General features: G+C 62.1%; 14 protein-coding genes. 4 read left to right on the top strand and 10 right to left on the bottom strand.

The genetic code is table 11. From position 1 onward, the window contains the following. Positions 1–69 precede the first annotated feature (69 nt). Together groL and groES are read right to left on the bottom strand one after the other, a co-directional pair. The gene (gene groL / locus H5U38_06805) at positions 70–1,689 is read right to left on the bottom strand and encodes a chaperonin GroEL (GenBank protein MBC7186728.1); all 1,620 of its coding nucleotides are present in this window, start codon (positions 1,687–1,689) and stop codon (positions 70–72) included. Between the two features lie 47 nt (positions 1,690–1,736). Continuing rightward, positions 1,737–2,021 (bottom strand): co-chaperone GroES, encoded by a 285-nt coding sequence (gene groES, locus H5U38_06800; protein MBC7186727.1) that lies wholly within the window; start codon positions 2,019–2,021, stop codon positions 1,737–1,739. A 487-nt stretch (positions 2,022–2,508) separates the two neighbouring features. Between groES and H5U38_06795 the strand changes: the two genes are divergently transcribed. Next, positions 2,509–2,739: a KH domain-containing protein gene (locus H5U38_06795; GenBank protein MBC7186726.1), complete on the top strand. Its 231-nt coding sequence runs from the start codon at positions 2,509–2,511 to the stop codon at positions 2,737–2,739. 149 nt (positions 2,740–2,888) lie between these two features. On the opposite strand, the gene H5U38_06790 is transcribed toward H5U38_06795, so the two are convergent. Beyond that, entirely contained in the window at positions 2,889–3,356 is a 468-nt protein-coding gene (locus H5U38_06790; protein MBC7186725.1) for a 23S rRNA (pseudouridine(1915)-N(3))-methyltransferase RlmH, read from the bottom strand. A 157-nt stretch (positions 3,357–3,513) separates the two neighbouring features. On the opposite strand from H5U38_06790, the gene H5U38_06785 reads away from it, so the two are divergent. From H5U38_06785 to H5U38_06775, 3 genes are read left to right on the top strand one after another with little or no spacing between them, the layout of a single operon-like run. Continuing rightward, positions 3,514–3,732, top strand: coding sequence for a hypothetical protein (locus H5U38_06785; protein MBC7186724.1), 219 nt, complete (start codon positions 3,514–3,516; stop codon positions 3,730–3,732). Positions 3,733–3,738: 6 nt separating this feature from the next. Further along, positions 3,739–4,707: an SDR family oxidoreductase gene (locus H5U38_06780; GenBank protein ID MBC7186723.1), complete on the top strand. Its 969-nt coding sequence runs from the start codon at positions 3,739–3,741 to the stop codon at positions 4,705–4,707. After that, positions 4,701–6,434, top strand: coding sequence for an NAD+ synthase (locus tag H5U38_06775; protein ID MBC7186722.1), 1,734 nt, complete (start codon positions 4,701–4,703; stop codon positions 6,432–6,434). Before H5U38_06780 ends, H5U38_06775 begins: the two co-directional genes overlap by 7 nt. A 354-nt stretch (positions 6,435–6,788) precedes the next feature. On the opposite strand, the gene H5U38_06770 is transcribed toward H5U38_06775, so the two are convergent. From H5U38_06770 to H5U38_06740, 7 genes are all read right to left on the bottom strand, one after another. Then, a complete protein-coding gene (locus H5U38_06770; GenBank protein MBC7186721.1) occupies positions 6,789–7,394 on the bottom strand; it encodes a T9SS type A sorting domain-containing protein in 606 nt (201 codons plus the stop codon). A gap of 4 nt (positions 7,395–7,398) precedes the next feature. Then, positions 7,399–8,490: a sigma-54-dependent Fis family transcriptional regulator gene (locus H5U38_06765; GenBank protein MBC7186720.1), complete on the bottom strand. Its 1,092-nt coding sequence runs from the start codon at positions 8,488–8,490 to the stop codon at positions 7,399–7,401. Between the two features lie 324 nt (positions 8,491–8,814). Next, positions 8,815–9,657: an energy-coupling factor transporter ATPase gene (locus tag H5U38_06760; protein ID MBC7186719.1), complete on the bottom strand. Its 843-nt coding sequence runs from the start codon at positions 9,655–9,657 to the stop codon at positions 8,815–8,817. Next, positions 9,654–10,949, bottom strand: coding sequence for a dNTP triphosphohydrolase (dgt, locus tag H5U38_06755; GenBank protein ID MBC7186718.1), 1,296 nt, complete (start codon positions 10,947–10,949; stop codon positions 9,654–9,656). The genes H5U38_06760 and dgt overlap by 4 nt, the downstream gene beginning before the upstream one ends. Before the next feature lie 17 nt (positions 10,950–10,966). Then, a complete protein-coding gene (locus tag H5U38_06750; GenBank protein ID MBC7186717.1) occupies positions 10,967–19,234 on the bottom strand; it encodes a CHAT domain-containing protein in 8,268 nt (2,755 codons plus the stop codon). Between the two features lie 9 nt (positions 19,235–19,243). Then, complete coding sequence (locus H5U38_06745; protein MBC7186716.1) at positions 19,244–19,825, bottom strand: DUF1318 domain-containing protein; 582 nt, start codon at positions 19,823–19,825, stop codon at positions 19,244–19,246. 29 nt (positions 19,826–19,854) lie between these two features. After that, the gene (locus H5U38_06740; GenBank protein ID MBC7186715.1) at positions 19,855–23,064 is read right to left on the bottom strand and encodes a hypothetical protein; all 3,210 of its coding nucleotides are present in this window, start codon (positions 23,062–23,064) and stop codon (positions 19,855–19,857) included. Between the last annotated feature and the right edge of the window lie 22 nt (positions 23,065–23,086).

The raw sequence follows: 23,086 nt of genomic DNA, 5'->3' as shown, positions 1-23,086 counted from the left end.
CAATTCCCTGCTGCAAACAAAAAACCCCCGCAGATGGGCTGCGGGGGTCTTTTGCCTGAGGTGTGTGGATCAATACATGTCGCTGCCGGGCGGCATAGAAGGCGTGGATTTCTCCTTCTCCGGCTTCTCGGCGATGACCGCCTCGGTCATGAGCATGAGGCCGGCCACACTGGCGGCATTCTGCAGGGCGACGCGCGCGACCTTGGTGGGGTCAATAACGCCCGCCTTCATCAAGTCCTCGAACTTCTCCGTCTCGGCGTTGAAACCGAAGGCGCCCTCGCCCTCTTTCACCTTCTGCACGACAATGGAGCCTTCCCAACCGGCATTTTCGGCGATCTGCCGCACCGGTTCCTCAAGGACGCGGCGGACGATGTCCACTCCCACCTTCTCGTCGCCTTCCACTTTCAGCTTGTCCAGCGCCGGAAGGGCGCGAATGAACACGACACCGCCACCGGGCACGATGCCCTCTTCGACCGCCGCTCTGGTGGCGTGGAGAGCGTCTTCAACGCGGGCCTTCTTTTCCTTCATCTCCACCTCAGTGGCGGCGCCAACATTGAGCACAGCCACACCACCGGCCAGCTTGGCAAGACGCTCCTGCAGCTTCTCGCGGTCATAGTCTGAAGTAGTAGTTTCGATCTGCTTCTTTATCTGGGCAATGCGTCCCTTGATGGCCGCCGGATCGCCACCGCCTTCGACAATGGTGGTGTTGTCCTTGTCCACGGTCACCCGCTTGGCCCGGCCAAGATCGCCGATGGTGGCGTTCTCCAGTTTGAAACCAGCCTCTTCGGAGATGACCCTGCCACCGGTCAGGATGGCGATATCCTCCAGCATTGCCTTACGACGATCGCCAAAACCAGGGGCTTTCACCGCAGCGACCTTGAGGGTGCCACGCAGCTTGTTCACCACCAAGGTGGCCAGAGCCTCGCCCTCAACGTCCTCTGCAATGACCAGGAGCGAACGCCCCATCTGCGCGACCTTCTCCAACACGGGCAACAGGTCCTTCATGACGCTGATCTTCTTGTCGTGGATAAGGATCAGCGGCTCCTCCAGCACTGCCTCCATGTTGTCCGGGTCGGTGACGAAGTAGGGCGAAATGTAGCCACGGTCGAACTGCATGCCTTCGACGACCTCGAGGGTGGTCTCAGTGGACTTGGCCTCTTCGACGGTGATGACACCGTCTTTGCCAACCTTCTCCATGGCATCGGCAATCAGGTCGCCAATGCTCTTATCATTGTTGGCGGAGATGGCACCCACCTGGGCAATCTCAGTCTTGCCCGGGAGGGGTTTGCTGAGGCGCTTGATCTCCTCGACCACTGCCGCCACGGCCATGTCGATGCCACGCTTCAGATGGGCCGGATTGGCGCCCGCGGTCACATTCTTCATTCCCTCATGGAAAATACCCTGCGCGAAGATAGTGGCCGTGGTAGTACCGTCGCCGGCCACGTCGCTGGTCTTGGAGGCGACCTCCTTTACCAGCTGAGCGCCCATATTCTCAAAGGGGTCTTCGAGCTCGATTTCCTTTGCTACCGTCACGCCGTCCTTGGTGCTGGTCGGGGCGCCGAACTTCTTATCAATGACCACATTGCGTCCCTTCGGTCCCAACGTCACACGCACCGCGTCCGCCAGCTTATCCACACCGCGTTTGATCGCCGCCCTTGCTTCTGCATTGAAACTCATGATCTTTGGCATTGCCTTACCTCCCATCAGTTATACAGCGGTCCACGTTCTCACTCCGATCAGATGATAGCGAGAATGTCGCTTTCGCGCATGATGAGCAGATCCTCGCCGTCCACGGTTACCTCTGTGCCGGAGTACTTACCGTACAGCACACGGTCGCCTTTCTTCACCTCCATCGGGATCTTCTGCCCAGATTCACTCACCTTGCCAGGGCCGACCGCAATTACTTCCCCCTGCTGCGGCTTCTCCTTGGCAGTATCGGGGATGATGATGCCCCCTTGCTTCTTCTCCTCGGGTTCAATGGGCTTGATAACCACTCGATCAGCTAACGGCTTGATGTTCATACCCACACCTCCTTGCTATGACACTGACGTCTGGACAATTGATGGGCCATTGTTAGCACTCTCTTTGGGTGAGTGCTAACAAGTGCACCACAAATATAGCGTTCCGCGCCCAAATGTCAAGAGGCAACCTGCGCCGGATCTTATGCAGTCCACCAGGCCTTTGGTCGCTGCCGAGCATAGTTGCCGTTCCCGGCAGATAGCTGTAGTTCCTGGCATCTTTTGGCAATTTTTGGGCACCAATCCTCCTCGATGCTATTGGCGGCGCACGGAGAGGTCGGCTCCCCGGGGAGACAAGTGTTGCACTTTTTCCTTGACAATGTAGATGCAGTGGGGTATATTATGCACAGAGTCGCAGGACAATGGCCGGTGTGTTCGCCACAACTCGCAAGTGCACCCGCAGTAGGCATCTCGCCGTTCTCCTGACGCCCGATGGTCTGGGGCTCGCCGGCTATCGCGGAACGGACCAGTGGAAAGGAAGGGGATAGCCATGAAGGAATTCGTGGAGTACATTGTCAAACACCTGGTGGACGACCCGGATCAGGTCAGGGTGTCCGAGGTGTACGGGGAGACGACGATCGTCTATGAACTGCGCGTGGCCCGGCAAGATATGGGGAAGGTCATCGGCAAAAATGGGCGGACCGCCCATGCCATCCGCGTATTGTTGAGTGCGGTAGCCCGCAAGTCGGGGAGGCACGCCACGCTGGAAATCCTCGAGTAGAGTGGCTATCCTCGTTGTTCAAGCCACGGGCTTCGACATGGGGTGCCCTTGCACGGGTGCACGACGGCCCGCAACTCACTCAATCCCGGCAGAGAAAGAGAGCGCGCCGATGAGGAGACGGCGCTTTTTTGTCTCCTCCTGTCCCAGGGCTATTTGTGGTATGGTTCGCCTTTGAGGATCGTGAACGCCCGATAGAGTTGTTCCAGGACGACCACCAGACAGAGCTCGTGGGGGAAGGTCATTGGTGAGAGCGACAACATAAGGTCAGCTCGCTCCTTGAGGTGGGGCCCAAGGCCCTCAGGGCCTCCGATAATGAACACGGTGGCGCTGGCAGGAGAATTAGCACGAGCGGCCAGAAACTGTGCAAGTTCTGGAGAAGTCATCATGCGTCCCGCGGCATCCAGGACCACGACGAAGTCGCGTCCGGTGAGGCGCTCCAGCAGCCGGCGCTCCTGTCGCGTGGGGGTGCGAGTTGAAGGAGGGTCACTACGGCGCTCCTCTTTCACGTAGGTGGCGTCCACATTGGCGTAGCGAGCCAGGCGCTGCAGATAGTCCTTAGCCAGCGCACGGACGTGGGTGTTCTTCGGCACACCCACGACGAGAAGTTTTACACGCACCAGTTGGGCCTCCTTCGCGCAGTGAGGCAGCCAATAACGGCAGACGTCTTACTATACGAAACATTCGAGCCAATGTCAACAGGTTTGTGTGCATAAGCTCTAAGAGGAGAGTCTTGCGTTATCCGAATCGCGAGGCAGGCAGTGGTGAGGTGGCAAGATGGGTGAAGACGACAATGCAGGAGTGACCACGGCGCGCATCAAGTTCTGCGACTTGCGCTGCGAGCACGCCTCTTTTCCCAAAGAAGAGGCGTTGGACGGGGCGCGCAGTTGTCGCACGTTTGCCGCCCTCTGGTGTGCGCAGCTGCAGGCGCTCGTGCCGAAGAATGCGCCGTGCGCGGTGCAGTTTGGCAGGCGTCGACCCAAGGCAAATCTCTGAGGCTCCATGAGTGGCGGCAAGGGCAGCCTCGGGCGACTGTTGGTCACCGGCGCCAGCGGCTTCTTGGGTGGGCATGTGGCCTATCTGGCGGCGCATCACTGGTCGGTGTACGGCACCTGGCACGAACATCCCTTCCGCCTCCGGGGAGTGGAGGCGGTTCAGCTCCGGCTGGACGATGAGCGGGACGTGCGCCGGTTGCTTGACACGGTGCGCCCTCATGTGGTGATCCACTGTGCGGCACTCACCGATTTGGATTACTGTGAGAGTGACCCGGATGAAGCGCAGCTCATCAACGTGGAGGCCACTAAGACCATAGCGAGCTGGTGCGGCGACAATGCAGCCCGCATGATTTTCGTTTCCTCTGACATGGTATTCGACGGATGTACTGGCTGGTATCGGGAGACGGACAGCCCACGTGCGCTCAATGTCTACGGGCAGACAAAGGTGGAAGCAGAGCGAGCCGTGCAGGCCTTGTGCGCCAACCACATCATCGCCCGGTCGGCGCTCATCTACGGACGGCCGCGCACAGGGGGTTCTTCGTTTTTTACCTGGATTGAGCAACGCCTTGCGGCCGGCGAACCTGTGCCGCTGTTTGTCGACCAGTACCGCACGCCAATTCTGGTCTCTGACCTGGCGGCAGCGCTGGTCGAACTATCGAGCAAGGATTTTGTCGGCGTGCTTCACCTTGCAGGCCCCGAGCGTGTGGACCGTTTCACCTTCGGCGTGCACGTGGCTGACCTTTTGGATCACGACAAGTGCCTGCTGCTGAGGCGCACCATGGCAGAGGTGCCTCTTGGCGCACCCAGGCCCCGGGACGTCAGCCTATGCACGGAGCGAGCCCAGAGACTCCTTGTCACCCGCCTCCATGGCGTCCGGGACGGGTTGCGTCGCATGATCACCCGCGATGGAACCGAAGTAACTTTGACGTCCAGCAGCAGTGGGTCAGAAGAGCCTGGAGCAGGAGAGGTATGCTGAGGATTGCCCTCTTTCAGATCAACCCAACGGTCGGGGACCTCAAGGGAAACGCCCAACTTGTCATCAACGGGCTGGACAAAGCGAGAGAAGTGGGCGCCGACGTGGCCATCTTCCCTGAGCTTGCGCTGACGGGGTATCCGCCCGAGGACCTCCTCCTGCGGCGCCGTTTTGTGGAAGACAACCGCCTGGCACTGGAAAGCGTGGCGGCAGCCGCGAGAGGCCCTGTGGCCGTGGTGGGATTTGCCGACCAGGACACGGCGGGTCTTCGCAACGCCGCGGCCGTGCTGCGCGACGGGCAACTGGTGGCCACCTACCACAAGATCTGTCTGCCCAACTACGGAGTGTTTGACGAAAAGCGGTACTTTGTGCCGGGCAGTGAAGTACTCGCCCTGGACATGGATGGAGTGCGCATGGGAATCTCCATCTGCGAGGACCTCTGGGTGCCGGAAGGGGTGGTGGAGACGCTCGCCTATGCCGCTGGGGCGCAGGTGGTGGTCAACATTTCGTGCTCGCCGTTCCACGCCCTGAAAGGTCAGGCGCGGACGGAGATGATGACGACGCGCGCCAGATTATGCAGGGTGTACCTGGCCTACTGCAACCTGGTCGGCGGGCAAGATGAGCTGGTTTTCGACGGGCAGAGCCTGGTGATAGCTCCCTCGGGCGAGGTGTTAGCTCGCGGCAGAGCCTTTGCCGAAGAGATGATCGTGGTGGACATCGACCCAGAGCAAGCGGACGCCCTGCGCGCCTCTGATAGCGAATTCATGTCCCGGCAAAGGACCTTCGCAGCCCCCTACCGGCACCACAAGGTAACACTCTCCGGCGCAGAGCACCATTCCGCGAGACCAGTCTTGCCGGCCTGCCCCACGGAAGAGCTCACCATGGAGGAGGAGGTCTGGCGGGCCCTGGTGCTTGGCACTCGTGACTATGTTCGGAAGAATGGTTTCCGGGACGTCGTGCTCGGTTTGAGCGGAGGTATAGACTCCGCCCTGGTTGCCGCCATTGCGGCCGAGGCTGTGGGTCCGCGGCACGTGACCGGCGTCAGGATGCCCTCGGTGTACACCAGCGAGCAGAGCATGACCGACGCCCAGCAGGTCGCGACAAACCTCGGGATAAACCTCATCACCGTACCGATCCACCAGGCCGTGGACATCTACCGCGGACTCTTGGCCGAACACTTCCGTGACCTGCCCGAAGACGTGACGGAGGAAAATATTCAGGCGCGCATTCGGGGGAACATTCTGATGGCTCTTGCCAACAAGTTCAACTGGTTAGTCCTGGCGACGGGCAACAAGAGTGAGGTCGCTGTGGGCTACTGTACGATGTACGGCGACATGGTGGGCGGCTTTGCGGTGCTCAAAGATGTGCCGAAGACGCTGGTCTACCGGTTGGCACACCATCTCAACGCACGCCACGGGAAGGAGGTCATCCCGAGGTCAATCATCGAAAGGGCGCCCAGTGCCGAGCTGCGCCCAAACCAGAAAGACGAGGACTCGCTGCCGCCGTACCGGGTGTTGGATCCCATTCTCGAGGCGTACGTTGAGCGCGACCTCAGCATAGCTGACATTGTCAGTGAGGGATTTGACGAGGCCACGGTGCGGCGCGTGGTGCGGATGGTCGACATGAGTGAGTACAAACGCCGGCAAGCGGCCCCGGGCATCAAGATCACGCCGCGCGCCTTTGGCAAGGATCGACGCATGCCCATCACCAATCGCTACCGCGAGGAGTAGGATCCACCTCCGGGGATTGGGAATTTTTGCTGCCAACCCTCCCCGCCAGAGGCCCGCAGGCACAGCCGGGAGGCCGAGCAAATGGCGGGCGGCCGCTCCCTCCGGCGAGGGGTGAGTCGCCACACCAGCCAGTTGCTCCCCAAGCGAACATTTTCCCCAGGCTGCCGAACAACATTATCGGTCACCACGGGCAGCGCGAGCTCCCTCGTGAGGGGTGTGTGCTGTTTGGTGGCGCTGTGGCGGCCAGGGCCGAGGCTGAAGCCCCTCCTCACAGCGGGTGAGCCAAACTCGGGGAAAGCGGGCTACGCCGTCGGGCTAAGCTGCGTTACCTCCGCTCCAGGCTCACCCGCTCCTTCACCGGACACGGATGAGGCGGATGGTTTGGCTACGGGCAGTAGAGCCGAAGCCGCGGCAGTAGTAGATGCCGCTCGGGACAGGGCGGCCGGAGTCGTCGAAGCCGTCCCAAAGCACTGGGGCATTTGCTCCGGCATTGGAGGCAGGCGGCCGCAAGGTTCGCACCAACTTGCCGTTGATGTCGAAGATGCGGAATTCTACTTGATCGGCAGAAGGCAGATCGAACACGAGCCATGTGTCGGTCGTAAAGGGATTGGGAAAGCTGGGGTGGAGGACAAACTCTGTAGGAAGAATCTCCCCTTGGCCCACCACGCCGCTCACCTCGCGCGACAAAGCACTCTCGTTGTTCCACCTGTCGTAGGCGGACACCGCGAAGTAGTAGCGGACGCTGTCCGCCAACGGGCCCACCAGGACGCGGGTCTTCGGGCCCACGTCGATGGACGCCTGGTATGTGCCCGGCCGCGTACCGTAGTGGACGATGTAGCCGGCCACATCCGGTTCGCGGTTCGGCTCCCACACAATCACCAGATGGCCAGCCTGAGCAACGGTGGCCAGAAGCAGAGACCAGATAGCAGCAACCGAAAACTTCGTAGCCTCTCTTCCCATCGCCTCACACATGCTTCTTCCAGGACTCGTGGGTGATCTTGTGTTGACTGATCTTGTAATTGAGGGCCCGCGGTGAAATGCCGAGGAGCGCGGCGGCATCTTTCTGTACCCAGCCGGTTCTCTCCAGGGCCTGCAAGATTGCGGTCCGCTCCAGTTCGGCAAGATTCAGGGTCGTCAGTCTGCCTCCGCAGTCACTCTCTTGCCGGCGGCGATTCTGACCACCTGCGGCGAAGTAGTCACGGCCGGAGAGGGAGAGGTCGTTGGGCGTAATCTGCTGCCCTTCGCCGACAACGATGACCGCCCTCTCCACCAAATTCTTCAACTCGCGGATGTTCCCTGGCCAGGAGTGGTTCTGGAGGAGCCGCATGGTCTCCTGCGTGAAGCCTCCCACCTCCTTCTTCATCTCCGACGCGAATTTGCGGCGGAAATACTCGGCCAGGATGGGGATGTCTTCACGCCGCTCGCGCAACGGGGGAATGTTGATCTGCACCACGTTCAGGCGATAGTAGAGGTCCAGCCGAAAGTTGCCCAGCTCTATTTCGCGCTCCAGGTCCTTGTTGGTCGCGGCGATCAGGCGCACATCCACATTGATCATGCGGTTGCCCCCCAGGCGGCTGAAGCGCTGCTCCTGCAGCACACGCAAGATCTTGGCCTGGGTGGGCAGTGCCATATCGCCGACCTCGTCCAGGAAAAGCGTGCCCTTGTCAGCCAGCTCAAACTTGCCGATGCGCGTGGTGTAGGCGCCGGTATACGCGCCGCGCTCGTGGCCGAACAGCTCGCTCTCCAGGAGCTGGTCCGGCAGCGCCGCGCAGTTCACCTGGATGAAGGGCTTGTCGGCACGGAGGCTGAGCATTTGGATGAGCCCGGCCATCATCTCCTTGCCGGTACCCGTCTCGCCCTGGATAAGCACAGTGGCGTTGCTCCGCGCTACCTTCTTGATCAGCGAGAGCATCTGCCGAATCTGTGGGTTGTGACTGACCATGGGGTAGTAGTAGTCAAACCCAAAGGCACCGCTGCCACTCTTCTCCGCCACCTCTGGGAAGTCGCACCCCACCACCGACACCTCAGGAAGGGTGTCCGTCAACTCGTCCCTCATGCCTCGCACACCTCGTTGTGGTTCAGCTTGCCATGGCCCGAGCACCTTCGGGCCCACGCCAAGGTGTGCAAAAAATCGACCACTCGCGGGGAAGGACGGAGCGCTGGCAGGCCTGAAAAGCATGAACGCTACCAGGCCAAGGCAAAGTGAAAACATGGTCTTGGCGCAAGCTGCAAGGACCATCCAGGGAACTGCTCCTCTTTGGGCCCTTGTCATTTTCTTCACATTTGACTCTGTGCTCTGCATCACAATTTCAAATCCGTAATTGGGGTGAAATCGTGTTGTTTTTCTGAACAGGGGCCATGCCACGTGGCAAATATCCGCTCACTTCAAGCTCTGCAGCGCTCGCTCTACTTCTTCCAACGAGAGAAGCTGCCGCACGTCAACTGGCAGCGGCGGGGGATTTCGCCGCAGCACGCGCAGCAGACGTGGTAACGCCAATCCGTGGCGCACAAGGAGAGCCTCGTGTGCAACAAGCTCTTCCTTCGGGCCGTCGAACACCACCCGGCCTGTCGCGAGCACGATCACGCGTTGGGCCAGGCGGTACACCAGGTCGATATTGTGGGAGACAAGAACTATCGTCTTGCCGGCGTCGTGCAAGTTCCTGAGAACATCGGCAATCCGACGAACGCTTGCGGGGTCCATGCCAGCGGTGGGTTCGTCCAGGACAAGCATTTCGGGGTCCATTGCCAGCACCCCGGCCACCGCCACCCGCCGTTTCTCGCCTTCACTGAGGCGGTGCGGGGAGCGAGAAGCAAAAGCTGCGGGGTCGAGGCCCATTGCGCGCAGGGCCCACTCCACCCGCGTTGCAATTTCCTGTTCCGAGAGGCCCAGTCTGCGCGGCCCAAAGGCCACGTCATCAAAGACCGTTTCCTCGAAAAGTTGCAGTTCGGGAAATTGGAATACCAGCCCGATGCGGCGGCGCAAGGCAGTGAGCGCGGGCCCGCGCTCGGGCAACTCCTGGCCGTCTACCAGAACGCGCCCGGCGGTCGGGCGGAGAAGGCCGGTGAAATGCTGGATGAGGGTCGTCTTGCCCGAGCCGCTTGGCCCCACCAAGGCGACAAACTCGCGCTCCTTGATCTCCAGACTCACGCGGTCAAGCGCCACGCGGGCGCCCGGTGCTGCCTGGCGATAGCGGTAGGAGACGTTGTCCAGCGTCAGCCTCACGCAAGCTCCTGGTCGGTAGTGGCCCCTTGCGATCGACTCTCGTCCATGTTGCGCACGATCTGTTCCACGCGGGTCAATTCCGTCTGGGCGTAGTTGTCGCTCATGCCCGCGATATGGTCACAGATCGCCCGCACTAATTGTGGTCGATTCCCCCGGGAGGAGAGGCGACCCAGCACATACTCCGGCAGTTGCGACGGAAAGCGAAGATAGAACTTGAAAAGCTCGCGAATGGTGCGTACCGCAACATCGTCGGCCCGGTAGATTGAGGCATGGTAGATAATCTCCTCGTCGATGAACTCATCCAGTTCCCGGTGGAGTGGCTCTAACTCGTCGCTAAAGTGCACGACCACCTGCGTGAACCGCTTGGGGAAGGGTCCCATCTTCCTCAGCCGCTCCAAGTTGCGCACGCTGGTGTGCAGGAGGTCGGAGATGAGGGCATCAATCAGGGCTTTGATGAGCAGATTGCGATACAGGAAGGGGTCGCGTTCGCACAGCGCGTCGATGCGCTGCTCGCGCTCCAGGCGTTGGACAATGCCCACCTTGCGCACCTGGTCAAGCGCCACAAAGCCGGCGCGGATGCCGTCTTCCAGGTCATGGGTGTGTTGAGCGATCTCGTCACAGATGGCCACCACCTGCCCCTCCAAGGTGCCAGCCACCTCCTGTTCGAGGTGGAGGCCCTCGCTCTGAAAGTCGGGGTAGTGTATCCCCTCCTGCAGTCGCGTGTGCTTGAGAATGCCTTCGCGCACCGGTGCCGTGAGGTTCAGCCCGGGCCGCGCGTACTTGCGTTCGATATGGTCCACCACGCGCAGGCTCTGGTAGTTGTGCTTGAAGCCGCCCAACGGTTCGGAGCTCAGCAGGCCGTCCAGGGTGTCTTCGCCAGCCATAATTTTGCCCAAGACCACCTCGCCTATGTGCCCGAAGGGCGTGTGGCCAAGGTCATGGCCTAGGGCGATCGCCTCCACCAGCTCTTCGTTGAGCCCTAGCGCCTTGGCCAAGGTGCGCGACAGCTGGGAGACCTCAAGCGTGTGCGTGAGGCGCGTGCGGTAGTGGTCGCCCTCGTCGGTGAGGAATACCTGGCGCTTGTGCTTCAGTCGCCTGAAGGCGCGGGAGTGCACCAAGCGGTCGCGATCACGTTGGAAGGCGGTGCGATAAGGATGTGGCTCCTCAGGGTACAGGCGGGTCGTTTCTCCTTGCGATGACCGGGCGGCATAAGGGGCCAATATCCTCTCTTCGATCGCCTCCAACTGTAGACGCGACCTGATGGTTACGGCATGTTCCATGACTTGCGCCATTGCTTTCTCCCTCGCCTTTACCGAAAGTCGCCTATCAACTGGAACGCTGCCCAGTAGGCCGGGTGGGCGTTAACCTCATTCATCACGAGCAGTTGCGCGCGCTGGAGCGCACGGGCTCTGCTTTCGTCCTCCGCCAAGTACCGCACGAAGCGCTTCACCATGACCGCCGTGGCCAAGTCATCGACTTTCCACAGGCTGGCAAACAGTGAAGAGGCCCCGGCGAAGACAAAACTGCGCGTCAGGCCAATGATCTCGTCACCGCCGGCGATAGAGCTCAGCGCTGTCTCGCAGGCGCTCATGGCCACCAGATAGCTCTCCATGCGCAAAGCAAACACCTCGCGCGCCTCCAGCCGCCCGTCGTTGTCTTTATCGGGCGTCAGGAGCAGCGAGGAAAATAAGGGGTTGGCTGGATCGTACTCGCCGTGGCAGGAGAAGAGATAGAGGTCGTAGGGGCTCTGGGCGCTCTTGACCACCGTCTCGGTGGCGGCGGTGCCCAGGAACTTGTCCACTTTGGCAAAGCTCCGGGAGATGCTTTCTACCTCCTTGGCTGCCATGGGGAGCGGTCGCCTCTGGCCTGGCAGTGCAGGATTGCCCAAGGCGAGCACGCGGAACTCCTGGCGAGGCGTGGAAAGAAACCGGCTTCCGCCCTCCATGCACATGCCCAGGACGGTGCCGCTGGGCGCGGTTGCCAAGGCAAAAGTCTCTATCAGATATCGACCCTGAGGGTCCACCAGGCACGCAAAGGGCAAGTAGTGCAGAGGCCCGTGCGGAATGATGACCAGGGTGGCCTTGCCCTCCAGAGAGGGGGCGACCGGTGCGAGGAGCGCCTGCCACAGCCGGGCGCTGCGCTGCGTCACGGGGGAGAGCTGGTTGATTGCCTGGCGCAACTGGTCCACTTGCTTGTAGAGTTCTTCTTGGCCGAGCGGCGTGGCCCAGGCCTTGAGCGTCGTGCTGGTCACCAGCCAAATGAAGAGGCGGTCCCTGCTGACAAAATACTCCACGACCGCCACGCCCGGGGGCAACAGCGTCTGCAAGCGAGATGACGGCCATGGGTCGACGGTGACCATATCTGCCAAGCGGGGGTCCGATTCCTTGAGCCTGACCAGCTGGCTCTCATAGCTGCCGCGCAGCCTAAGCAACTCCCCGTTCAATTGTTGCAACCGTTCCTTCTGGGGGGCGCTCGCTCGTTCTGGTTCGACACTGCGGAGGCGGGCGATCTCCTCTTGGACGTTGCGCATCTGCGCTTCCAAGGCCGAGAGGGCATCGTACAGCTCCTGGCTGGCGCGCGCGCCCAGGGCGAGCTGGCGGTTGCCGAGCATGTCCAAAAAGCCTCGGGAGCGGGCCCGTTCCGCAATGGCGAAAGCTTCCTCGTCCCGTCCCATTTCTATCAGCAGGTCGATGAGGTCCGCGTAGACCTCTTGTTTGTCGTTGATAAAGCCAGCCTGATGCTCCGCCACCTTGATGCGGGCGCGCATCTGCTCGACGACCTGCGCCGCCTGCAGCAGGCTGGCGCGACTCTCGTCGAGGCGGCGGGCCTCGCGCTGCAGCAAGCCCAGTTGGTGGAGGGCACGCCACTCCACCTCAGGGACGAACAGCGAGCGGGCAAGTGCGGCTGCTTCCTCCAAGTAAAGAGCAGCCTGTTCCCAGTTCCGCTGCGCGCGCCGCACCGCCCCGATGTGGTAGAGGCATTGCGCTTCGTTGCGGCGGTCACCCACCGCCTTGCTCAATGCGAGAGCTGCCTGTAGCGACTGGTCGGCCTCGGTCAACCGACCCTTCTGCAGGAACAGGGCACCCATGTTGCGCAGGTCATAGGATAGGCCTCGTTGCGAGCCGAGAGTGCTGTCAAGGTGGGCTGCCGTTGCGAATTCTCCGAGCGCCTTTTCATAGTCGCCAAGCGTGACATGCACCAGCCCAATGTTCTTGCGAATTGTCGCCTGGTCGAGCAGGTCGCCCGTGCGAATTGCCAGCTCCAAAGCGCTGTGTTGGTCGCGCAAGGCCTGAGGTGCGTTGCCAATGCTCAGCTGAATGAGCCCTCGCGTTGTCAGGGCCAGGGCCTGCAGGGACAAGTCGCCCTGCTTCTCGAAGGCCTGCAAGGCTTGCCGGTTGTGCTGCAGGGCCTCCTGATAGTCACCCATTTTCCAAAAGAGGTTGGCAAGGTAATGTTCGCACAGGGCCACCTTGTCTGGCAGTTGCAGCCTTTCCGCCTGTTCTCTGGCCCGACGCTGCGCGTCGACCGCCGCGCGGTAATCGGCCATCATTTCGCAGGCGAGACCCAGGTTGTTGAGGACCTCCACCAGTGTTGCCGAGGGCGCTTGGCCCTCCAACAGCGCAAGGGCAGCAGACAGGTGCTGGAGAGCCAGGGGGTAGTCTTCCAGGTAACGCAGCGCCACGCGCCCCATGTCGCTGAGGTTCAGGGCTTGGCCTTCGTTGGCGCCCGCCTGGGCGTACAGCGCGCGTGAGGCCTCGTATTGCTCAACCGCAGCCTGATAATGCCCGGCCTGCTCATGCAAAATTCCCAGCTCGCGGTGCAGCTCAGGCAAGAGTTGCTCGTGAGAGGTCCTGGCAACCTCTATGACGTGCTCCATCGCCGCAATGGCTGCGCCATAGTCCTCAGCCTGGGCGTACAGCGAAGCGAGGTTGCGATAGCGCCGCACCTGAAGCTGCGTATCTCCCTTGAGGTCGGCCTCGGCGGCCAGCAAGCGTTGGTACTGAATAGTCTTGCGCACAAGGCCCCCGTTGGCAGAGGCGCGCACGATCAGCATGCGGAGGCGCTCGATGCTGGCGCTGTCCTGGCGGGCGGTGGCCATTGCCAAGGCTTCCTCATAGAATCGCACCGCATCGCCCCAGTCCTTGTCCTGTTCTGCCTGAAGCCCTGCTCTCACCTTGCCTGCCAGCGCCCGTTCGGCATAGGTGCTGGCCTCGACCCTGCTCATGCCGCCGTAACCCAAGAGCTGAACGGACAGAGTGCCCCTACCCTCCTCCATGACTGCCTGCACTGCCGCGCGGAAGGCTTCAGCAGGAGGTCTTTCCATGAGCTGGCGATAGAAGGCATCGTAAAATGCTAGGCGTGCCTCGCGCGGTGTTCCCTCGTCCACCAACAAGCCCGCAGCGGTGCCACTGAAGGCCAGCAAGCGGTCCAGGAGTTGTGCAGCCGATCCGTACGCTGCCGCGTTCCCTCCGTCTATGACGCACACGGTGGCATTGGATACCACCTCGAAGAGGTCGAGCAGACGCAGCGAAAAGCCCGGCTGGCCGTCGGCCAACTGCAACGCCGAGTGCAGCGGTGCCGTCTCTTGCCACTGCCAGGTGGCTCGCCAGTGTACGATGTTGCTCCCCAGGAGGACCTGAGACACTTCTCGCGCTGGCGTTTCTTTGCCCGGCAAGGTGGGCAGGAGGACAACCACGTAGCCGAGCTCCTTAAGAGGCTGTTGCAGGAGCGTGTCCGCAAGGAAGACGACTGGGCCACCCACGGTGCGGCGACTTGCAGCGAGCAGGTAGCTGTTGAGGCTGGAGCAGACTGTCACTGCGGGCGCGTCCTGTCCTAACGACGTGAGCAGTGCCGCCTGCATCGGCAGCTGGAAAAGAGGCCCGTCCGGCACGATAATGGCCCGGCGCGCTCCTCGCAGCAGTCCTGCGGCGGGCTGAAAGAGCGCGGCCACCGTCAGGCGTGAGCTGTCGTCTGCTGAGCTGTTGAGAAAACCTTCGGTGAAGTGGCGAATGGCCTCGACGCCCGCAGGAATGCTGAACATGGCCACACGCTGGGCCGTGACTGCCCAGAGCAGCGTCCGCCGATCGCCCACCAGAAAGGCCAATGCCACCTCGCCGCCTTCCAGGGTACGCTGCACGGTCGCTAACGAGGGGGCGTGAACTGTCACCAGCCCCTCCAGTTCAGGCGCTTCCTGGCGGAGTCGTGTGAAGGCCTGTTCGTATTCGCGGCGCAAGCTATCCCGCGCGGCGCGCCACCTGACCAGCTCCGGGGCGTTCGGCTGCAGCACCGTGCTCAGCTGCCGCACCCTAAGCTCCGACGCTGTCAACTCCTCCCGGAAGGTGCGCACCCAGTTGAGCAGATTGGTGCGCGTGGGGCTGCTCAGGCGTATGACCTCGCCGGAGGTGGCATCTAAAAAAGCCTGTGCCCGCATCTCCTCTGCGGTCTGCAAAGCGCCGACCGTATCGCCGACGGCCGCCAAATGAAACGCGCACTCCTCGTACAATTGGCGGTGGCGGTTGCGCTCCATGGGAAGCACCAGGCGCGTGATGCCAGCCTCGCTCACGGCGCGCAACTCGGCGAGCGCCTCGGCAAAGTAGACCCGCGGGAGGCTCAGTCCCAAGGCCCTCCTGGCCCGTTCATCGAGGCGGTCAGCGAGCTCGGCAAGCCCTTGGTTCACCTGCCAGAGCAGATCGCCGTACCCTCTGGTCTGGCACAGGCGACGCGCCTGCAGGAGATGTTGGGCTGCGTGCTCCCATTCGCCGAGCACGGCCCAGCAGCGCCCCAAATTCATCCTGGAAAGGGCTTCTTCTCGTGGTAGCCGGCGCATCAGACTTAGGCTAAGCGCTTCTTCGAAGTACGTCTGCGCATAGCCGGCGCGCTCGAAGGCCTCCACAGTTTGCCGCACGCAGTCTTCAAGGTCCGCTTCCCCAGTGTGTTGAACCTGGTGTTCCAAAGTGAGCGCGCCAAGGAGGTTGAGAAGTTGCACGCGCCGCTGCACCAGAACCCGCGACTGCCCCTCCGTGAAGCTCAACGCGAGGTCCAGCCGGGTTGCGGCGGCATCGCGTAGCGCCGGATCCGCAAGGAGCAACGCCAGCTGTCCGAGATTGATGGCGTTGACGACCGCGCCGGCCACGATCTTCTGCTTCAGACAAAGGTCGTAGCTGCGCTCGAACTGCTGCCAGGCGCTGAGAGGGTCCCCCTTCAACAGTTGCAGGTAGCCGAGGTTGTTGAGCACCGCTGCCTCAGCGCGGGCATTCTTCCGTTTGCGGTACAGGGCCAGCTTCTTCTCGTTCTCGCGGATGGCTTCCTCGTAGCGCTTCGTTTCCACAAGGATGTTGCCGAGGATGGTGTAGACCAACGCCCGCTCCTCCACAGCGGTGAACCCGAAAGCTGCGCTGCCGCCAATCGCCCCCATCTTGCTCAAGTCGACAAAGGGTATGGGGATATACCACCCTAACACGCCGACCTGAATGCGCGAGGATGTGCCCTTCGCTTCCTTCAGCTTGCCGCTGTCCAGAAGGTCACGGGCGCGAATGGCATGCGCGTAGGCGTCGGTTGGCTCGCCCAACAACCAGTAGTTGTAAGCGAGATTGCGATGGAGTCGCCGCACCTCCTCGAGGTTGCCGCGTCGCGTCTCCATGGCGATCGCCTGTTCGAAATACTCGGCAGCTGAGAGATAGTCCTCTGCCACCTGGTAGAGCATGGCCAGCCGTTTTATGTTGAGCAGCACCAGTTCTTCTCTGCCGAGGTCGCGATATAGGTCGATGGCGCGGCGCAGGTAGGTTGGGCCCCGTTCAAAGTCCTCCAGCACCAGTGCGCAATGGCCCATTCTTTCCATCATCATTGCTTCATCGCGGCGGCTCGCGAAGGTGGAATCAAAGCGCAGGGTGAGATGGTAGTACTCGTAGGCCTTTTGATAGCCGAACTCGGCCAGGTTGTAGTAGTTGTTGGCCAGATTGCGACAAAGACGGGCCTCTAACTTTGGGTTTTCCTTCTCGTCATTGAGGCTGAGGGCCACGGTGAGGGCATCGATGGCTCGCTCGTAGTTGCGTACTTGGGCCTCTTCCTTGGTCATGGTGACCGTTCTGAGCACCGAAACAAGCGGCGCAGAGATCGCCTCAAGGAGCCTTCGCGGGAGCGTCTGCGGTCTACTCCGGCGCAAGCGGTCATAGGTCTCCAACATCTCGTAGTTGTAGCTCTTGGTCAGGTAGGCGTACACCATCCGGTAGTCGCGCTCGAGGGCCCTGTCAAGGATGCTGTTGGAGCGAGCCAGGAGCTCAGGGTCAATGCGGCCCTGGTGGCCATAGAGCTCCGCTTGTTCGGTGGCTTTGAACGAAAGGCATAGGCCGAGGCAGTAGAGGAGCACCGGGTCATCAGGGTGTTGCGCCAGGCGCGCCTGGTATTCGCGGGTGGCCTGGTCAATTGCTCGGCCGTAGTACTGCGCCTGGATGTAGCCCCGGTGCGCCTCGATGTCCCCGGGTGCCACTTCAAGTGCCTGGCGATAACGTGCTGCGGCGAGCGCAAAGTAGGCAGCCTGGAGCAGCTGCTCGCCCGATTGCATGAGGGCGCGGAAAAGGGCCTGCCGTGCTGCCGCTGCCCAACGACCTCCGGCCAGCGTGTCAAACTCCGCCTGTGCTTGTTCGAGAACGCTCACCGCTTTGCGCCAGTCGCCCCCGTCTTGATAAGCTTTGGCAAGGAGCAATCGGCTGCGGGCGACCACCGTGCGCTGGTCCGCGAAGTCAGCCTCGAGGGCCGCCAGTTCGATCTGCGCCGCCTCGAAGTCGCCAGATGCCAGGAGAAGCTCCGCTGCGCGGAGTTGCGCCAAGGCGGCAACCCGCGGCAGGCGCAAGCGGTAGACGTTGGTCACCTCACGGCAGCGGCGCAAGAGGGCCACTCGGTCGCTGGCCAGTAACTCCTCATGTAAGAGGCGCTCCATGGCCTGCGCCGCCGGGGCCTCCTGTTCCGGATAGCGGTCTACCACCAAAGCATAGGCACGTTCCGCCTCCTCGCCGCGGCCAAGGGCGAGAAGGCAGTCGCCAATGCGAAGTTGGCTCTCGGCCCCCGCCCCGCGGTTCTCGCCCTGGTGTTGCAACACCCAACCGTAGGTGGTGAGAGCCTCGCCATGCTGAGCGGTGGCAAGCTGCAGGCCTGCCAAGCGCATGGCGATGGGCACGGCCAGGGGCGGTTGCTGCCGATAGTTATCCAGAAGGCGTGCCAAGGTGCGCATTCCAGCGAGTGAATCGATCCTCCCTTCGGCCATGTCCATGTCGATGCTCTCCACGGCCGCCAGAGCGCGCACCTCCTCTTGTTCGGGGAATTCTGCCTCGAGCTCCTGGAGCGCCTGCCGTGCCATGGCTCCCTGCCCAAGAGCGCGATAGGTGCGCGCCATCTCAAGCTTGGCCGAGGCCACAGGGGCCCGTTCCGCTGGAAAAAAGTCACGTACCCGCCGGAGGGCCAAGAGGCGTTCGTAAAGAGCCGCCGTCTGTTGCGCCGATAGGGCTGAAGACGACAAAGCCGGGATGGGAAAAGCCTCACGCGCATAGGAGAGCTGGCTCGCGGCAGAGGCCTGGCGAGAGATGAGCCCATTTGCAGGCACCGCCCAGATGTCGAGGTTACCGCTGCGATTCGAGGCGTAACAGACCGATTCGCCGCTCGCCCAGTTTGGGGCGAAAGCGAAATCCGCGCCACTGGTGAGCCACAGTTGCAGGTCCGTCGGCGCCGAAGGACGCTGCGAGGGGGACGACGGCAGACTGACCGGCGCACGGACAATCACCGGATTGTCATCAGGCGTTATTCTGCCATCGTGATTGGTGTCGTAGGGGAAGCGGCAGAAGACGACCTCGTGACCCGTAGGCGACCAGGCCGGTTGGCAGTCAAGCCACGAGCCATCGGTGATGGGCACTTCCCTGGGCAGCTCTGGTTGGGTCTCCAGCTGCGCAGGGGTGACGGCGATGACACTCTTGCGGCGGAGGGTGTCGAACGCGGTGTAGACCAGCCATGTACCGTCGGGCGACCACTTGGGCTCGGTCCCACCCTGCGAGGTGACCCTTCTGAGCGACCTTGACCGCAGCCTGAGCACCCAGATCTCCATGCGGCCGGTGCGGTCCGAACAGAAGGCCACCTCTGTGCCATCCGGCGAAAAGCAGGGGAAGGCGTCTTCGCCTAAATAGTCGGTGAGTCTGACCGGTTCCCCCCTGGCGAGGATCGCTTTGCCGGTGCGACGGAGCTCGACCATCCAGATGTCGCCGGCGGCATCGGAACGCTTAGACACAAACGCCAGGCGGTCACCGGTGCGACTCCAGGCCGGACAATAGTCGTCGGCCTGATGTGTAGTGATCTGGTACGCCTTTCCGCCATGGACTGGTCGCACCCATACGTCCTGATTGCCGCTCCGCGTGGAGGCGAACGCAACCCACTTGCCGTCAGGAGAAAGCGACGGGCTCAAATCGTCGGCTGGGTGCGTGGTCACCTGATGGGGCAGGGGTGCTTGCGCATGCGCCAGGCCGCACGAAAGTGGGCCCGCGAGCAGCCACAAGAGAGCCCCAACCGCGGATATGTCGCGCCGCAGGGAGATCATCTGGTGCCGCTACTTCTTTTCGTTGGGAGCAGCCTCCTTGCCTTTGCGATACCAGGTGCCATCTTCAGCTTGCACCCAGGTGCCAGGTGCGGATTCCTCGATGTTCATCTTGGCAAAGACTGCATAGACGGCAGCCGAACCGGCCCGTCCCGCATTGGGGTTGAGTTCCAAGACCCGATCGTAAATGATCTTGCGATCGCGGTTCTCCTCGTTCATGATCCGGACCACCAGGGTGCGATATTCCGCGTCCTGATCCAGCCGGGACGAGGGCCGGAGCTCCAGGAAGCCCTGATTGTTCTCGCCCAAGGCGCCATCGCGCTTGAACTCGTCGATGTCGTCCTTGTTGAACTTGCGGTTTTGCACCGCATCGAGGACCTCCTTCTTCTCGGTGGCCATTTGCGCCTTCTGGTCGCTGTCTGCTGCACGCGTGGAAGCGATCATCCAGCTCTCGTCCGCCACCTGTTGGTAGGTGCCAATCACCTGGTTCTCCAAGGCCGTCTTCTCGCCGGTGACCTGCACCTCAGGTGCGCGGATGCTGCACCCGACTACCATGCCAGCCAGCAGCACTGCCGCTGCGATGTGTCGTGCCATGGGCCGTCCTCCTTCCGAAGTGAGTTCTTTCAGTACGTCGGCACAGCTTCCTGCTTGATCATCTGCAAGAAGAAGGCCACCGGAATGCGCGCCAGCTCCACTTTGCCACCGCCCACCCGCACTGGGAAGTACCAGGGCTGCGAGAGGCGAATGCTGGGGTAGAGGTGGGCGTGCCGCAGGTCAAAGGATATCTCGCGCGGCTTGAACCCGTGGTTGATGAAGAAACGCGCACTGCGAATGCCGGCATCCAGGCCTTGAGGGTCCAGAGAGCGCAACAGATTGTCGGCCACCCGTGGCCCAATGTCGGTGATGCGAAACAACCCCTCCACTTCTATTCCCCTCCGCACATCTAACCCGGTGCCGGCAAAGCGGAAGTTGGCGTTGATGATCCCCTTTTCTGGCGACTGCCCGGTCCTTGCGGCCAGCAGGGCCGAATTCAGTCCGGACAGGTGCCCTTCTACCTTGTACTGGGCACGTGCCAAATCCAGGGCCGGAAACTCTACTGCCAAGCTTCCGCCAAAGTTCCCGTCGTATGCATCCAGCAGTATGCTCTGCACCATGAGCTTGCCTCCGCCGACAAACAGTTGCATGCGGAGGTTGCTGGCCCCATAGCCGGCAAAGGATAGCCGATCGATGGTCAGCCAGCCCTGTTCGGGCAGGGTCTCGGCAAAGTGTCTGGCGAAGAGCGCAGGAAAGGCGCCGGCCGGGCTCGAGTACGCGTGCCGCTCCCCGGGCGACGACACAAGCTCCATGCGCTCGAGGTCAAAGGCCTGGGAAAAGGGGATTGAGGCCCGGATGCCCTTCAACGAGGTCCCGGCTGGTAGATACACGGCAAGGCCTGGAATCGAGATGTTGCCTTCCACGCTTGCCACCGAACCCTCCATGCGCATGGTTGCCTTGGCCAGCAGCCTGCCCAACAAGCCCACCGTGTCGGTGACGCGCACGGTATCGGTGGCCTCCACGGAGAAGGCTACCTGTACTGCGCCTGATGGCCCTGCAGCGCCTGGTGTCATGCAGCCGGAAAGGTCTGCTCTTGCGGCAAAGGCGGGCACCCAGATTTCCCCCTGCGTCAGCACGAGGCTCTGCAGCTCTGGCAGGGAGACCTCAAAACGAGCGCCACTGCCGACGATGGGCGCTGCCCGCATCTGAGCTATGGTCAAGGTGTCCACGCGGGCTTCAATTGTGGCCCGGGCAAGAGAAGACGTCATCGCGAGTTCGGCACCCAACTTGGTGCCCGACACCTGCAGCCCCAGCGCCGGCAGCGAGGCGCGGATGGAGGAGCTCACGGAGGCTTGCGCATTGACGCGAGGTGTGCCAGCGACCAGTTGGCCAGAAGCGCTGCCCCGCACGTGGGTGGCACCTTCAAGCGCGACGACTCCTATTTGCTCGCGAAGCTCAACCGGAAGCAGGCGCGGCAGCGGGCGGTGGTTCACCGTCAGGTCCTGCAAGGCAAGGGAGAAGCGCTGTCCCTGGAGCGCAAAGCTTCCTGCCACACGCGCCGAAACCATGTCGGCAACCTGCAGCAGCAACGAGTCCAGCAGCAGCGTGTCGAAACGCACATTGGTGCGCAGCTTGCCCAGCGCGGTGAGCTCCAAGGGCGGCAGGGCCTGCTCCCGGCCCTGCAAGAGAGCAGCCAAGGAGTCAACGCCGACGGCGAGCTCCAGGCCGATGTCGCTGAGCCCTCGCACTCTCATACCCAAGGAGCTGCTCACGCTGCCGTGCACCTGTCCTTCGGTGAATGACCCCAAGGGAAAGTGACGCACAGCCATCTCCACATCGCCGCGCCAGGCCGCAGCAGCCCGGCCTGTGGAGAGATGCACCTCGCCCTCCAACTCTCCTCCCATGAGGCTGGCGACCCTCAGCGTGCCGTCTGTAATGAGCGAGCTCCGTCTCTCAGGGGCGAGGGCCTTCAACTCGAGCCTGCCCCCGGAGGCGGTCATGGGGAGCGCTGGTGAGTTGTACGCCACGTGGTCAAAGGCCAGCAACGCAGAGGCTTCTCCCTTGCGCAGACCAGCGCTGTCGGCGGTGGCGGCCCCTCGCGCGACGAGCGTGAGCCGTTCCACGGTCGCCACGTCGCGCATGACCAACGAAAGATCGCGCAGATCCACAGCGGTATTTGCGTTCACAAAACTTCCGCCAGAAGGAGAGGGAAAGGCCCAATCAAGGCTCGTGCCGGAAAAGGACAACGTCCCGGAGAGCCGCTCGGGCAGCAGGGCTGAGAATGGCGTCTCGGCGAGGAGGGGCTTTGCCGTGCCTAGTAGCTTGCCCAAAGAGATCTCGCCTTCTAACACCTCCGCGCGCATCTTTGGCTGGCTATTGAGGTGGCTGAGCTGCCCACGGCATGCCAGAAGGGTCTGCCCGCCAAGGCCAAGGGTCAGCCTCTCCACAAGAAACTCCCCCTGCGGCATGTTCCCGCGGACCGCGGCTTTGACTTCCACAGAGGGCAGAGCACTGGAGAAAGCTGGACCGCCCGGTAGCTGGAGTTGCCCTTGGTGCGCGGCGATGAGGAGCGTTGCATCAAGGTCCGAAAGCCCGCGTGCCTCGGCGGCGAGTTGCAGGTCCAAGAGGCACTTCACCTCAGTGTGCCCAGGTGCACTTACAACGCCTTGCCGGAAATAGACCGGAGCCTTATTGGACGAGAGCGCTACCTTAGCCGCTGCCTGCTGCCAGGCCTCACCCTTGCCCCGCGGCAGATAGAGCGTGGACACGACAAAGGTAAACCCGGCGAGGCCGAATTCCAGACGTGATGTGTCGCTGGCGATGGTGACCATGCAGTCGGCATCGCGGATTTCCAGGCGTTGCAATGTCACACTCAACGGAACGGATATCGCCCGCGGCAGCGAGTCCTGGGGAGGAGGTGCAGCGGCTGGCGCGGCAGGCGAAGGACCAGAGAAAAACAGTTCAAGCCGCGGTTTGTGGAGAGCGATCTCGGTAATCTCCAGGCGACGTCTGAAGAGCGAACGCAGACGGTAGTGGAGCACAAAGCGCTCGGCACTGGCGCTCTTGATTGGGAATGCGGTGCTGTCGCCGCCCAGGGGCGTCGCCATGCGCACCCCTTTCAGGGTGACGCCTCGGAACAGGCCGAACTGGATGCTTTCCACGGAGAGTTCACGGCCGAGGCGGTGTTCAAGGGTGGCTAGTACCGCCCGCGACAGACGGTCCGCCGGCACCAAAACACGAAGCAGGAGCCCCCCCACAGCGAGGAAAAGGACGTAGAGCGCGACGGCAACTCCCAACACTCTTAGCCAGCGGCCCCTATTG

The sequence above is a fragment of the Calditrichota bacterium genome, assembly GCA_014359355.1.
Classification (GTDB): domain Bacteria; phylum Zhuqueibacterota; class Zhuqueibacteria; order JANLFK01; family Oleimicrobiaceae; genus Oleimicrobium.
This window is presented reverse-complemented; position numbering and strand designations above follow the sequence as displayed.

What these genes read in the sequence shown, in the direction of transcription:
- groL (MBC7186728.1), bottom strand. Translation starts at nt 1,689, where the DNA reads ATGCCAAAGATCATGAGTTTCAATGCAGAAGCAAGGGCGGCGATCAAA.
- groES (MBC7186727.1), bottom strand. Translation starts at nt 2,021, where the DNA reads ATGAACATCAAGCCGTTAGCTGATCGAGTGGTTATCAAGCCCATTGAA.
- H5U38_06795 (MBC7186726.1), top strand. Translation starts at nt 2,509, where the DNA reads ATGAAGGAATTCGTGGAGTACATTGTCAAACACCTGGTGGACGACCCG.
- H5U38_06785 (MBC7186724.1), top strand. Translation starts at nt 3,514, where the DNA reads ATGGGTGAAGACGACAATGCAGGAGTGACCACGGCGCGCATCAAGTTC.
- H5U38_06780 (MBC7186723.1), top strand. Translation starts at nt 3,739, where the DNA reads ATGAGTGGCGGCAAGGGCAGCCTCGGGCGACTGTTGGTCACCGGCGCC.
- H5U38_06775 (MBC7186722.1), top strand. Translation starts at nt 4,701, where the DNA reads ATGCTGAGGATTGCCCTCTTTCAGATCAACCCAACGGTCGGGGACCTC.
- H5U38_06770 (MBC7186721.1), bottom strand. Translation starts at nt 7,394, where the DNA reads ATGGGAAGAGAGGCTACGAAGTTTTCGGTTGCTGCTATCTGGTCTCTG.
- H5U38_06765 (MBC7186720.1), bottom strand. Translation starts at nt 8,490, where the DNA reads ATGAGGGACGAGTTGACGGACACCCTTCCTGAGGTGTCGGTGGTGGGG.
- dgt (MBC7186718.1), bottom strand. Translation starts at nt 10,949, where the DNA reads ATGGCGCAAGTCATGGAACATGCCGTAACCATCAGGTCGCGTCTACAG.
- H5U38_06750 (MBC7186717.1), bottom strand. Translation starts at nt 19,234, where the DNA reads ATGATCTCCCTGCGGCGCGACATATCCGCGGTTGGGGCTCTCTTGTGG.
- H5U38_06745 (MBC7186716.1), bottom strand. Translation starts at nt 19,825, where the DNA reads ATGGCACGACACATCGCAGCGGCAGTGCTGCTGGCTGGCATGGTAGTC.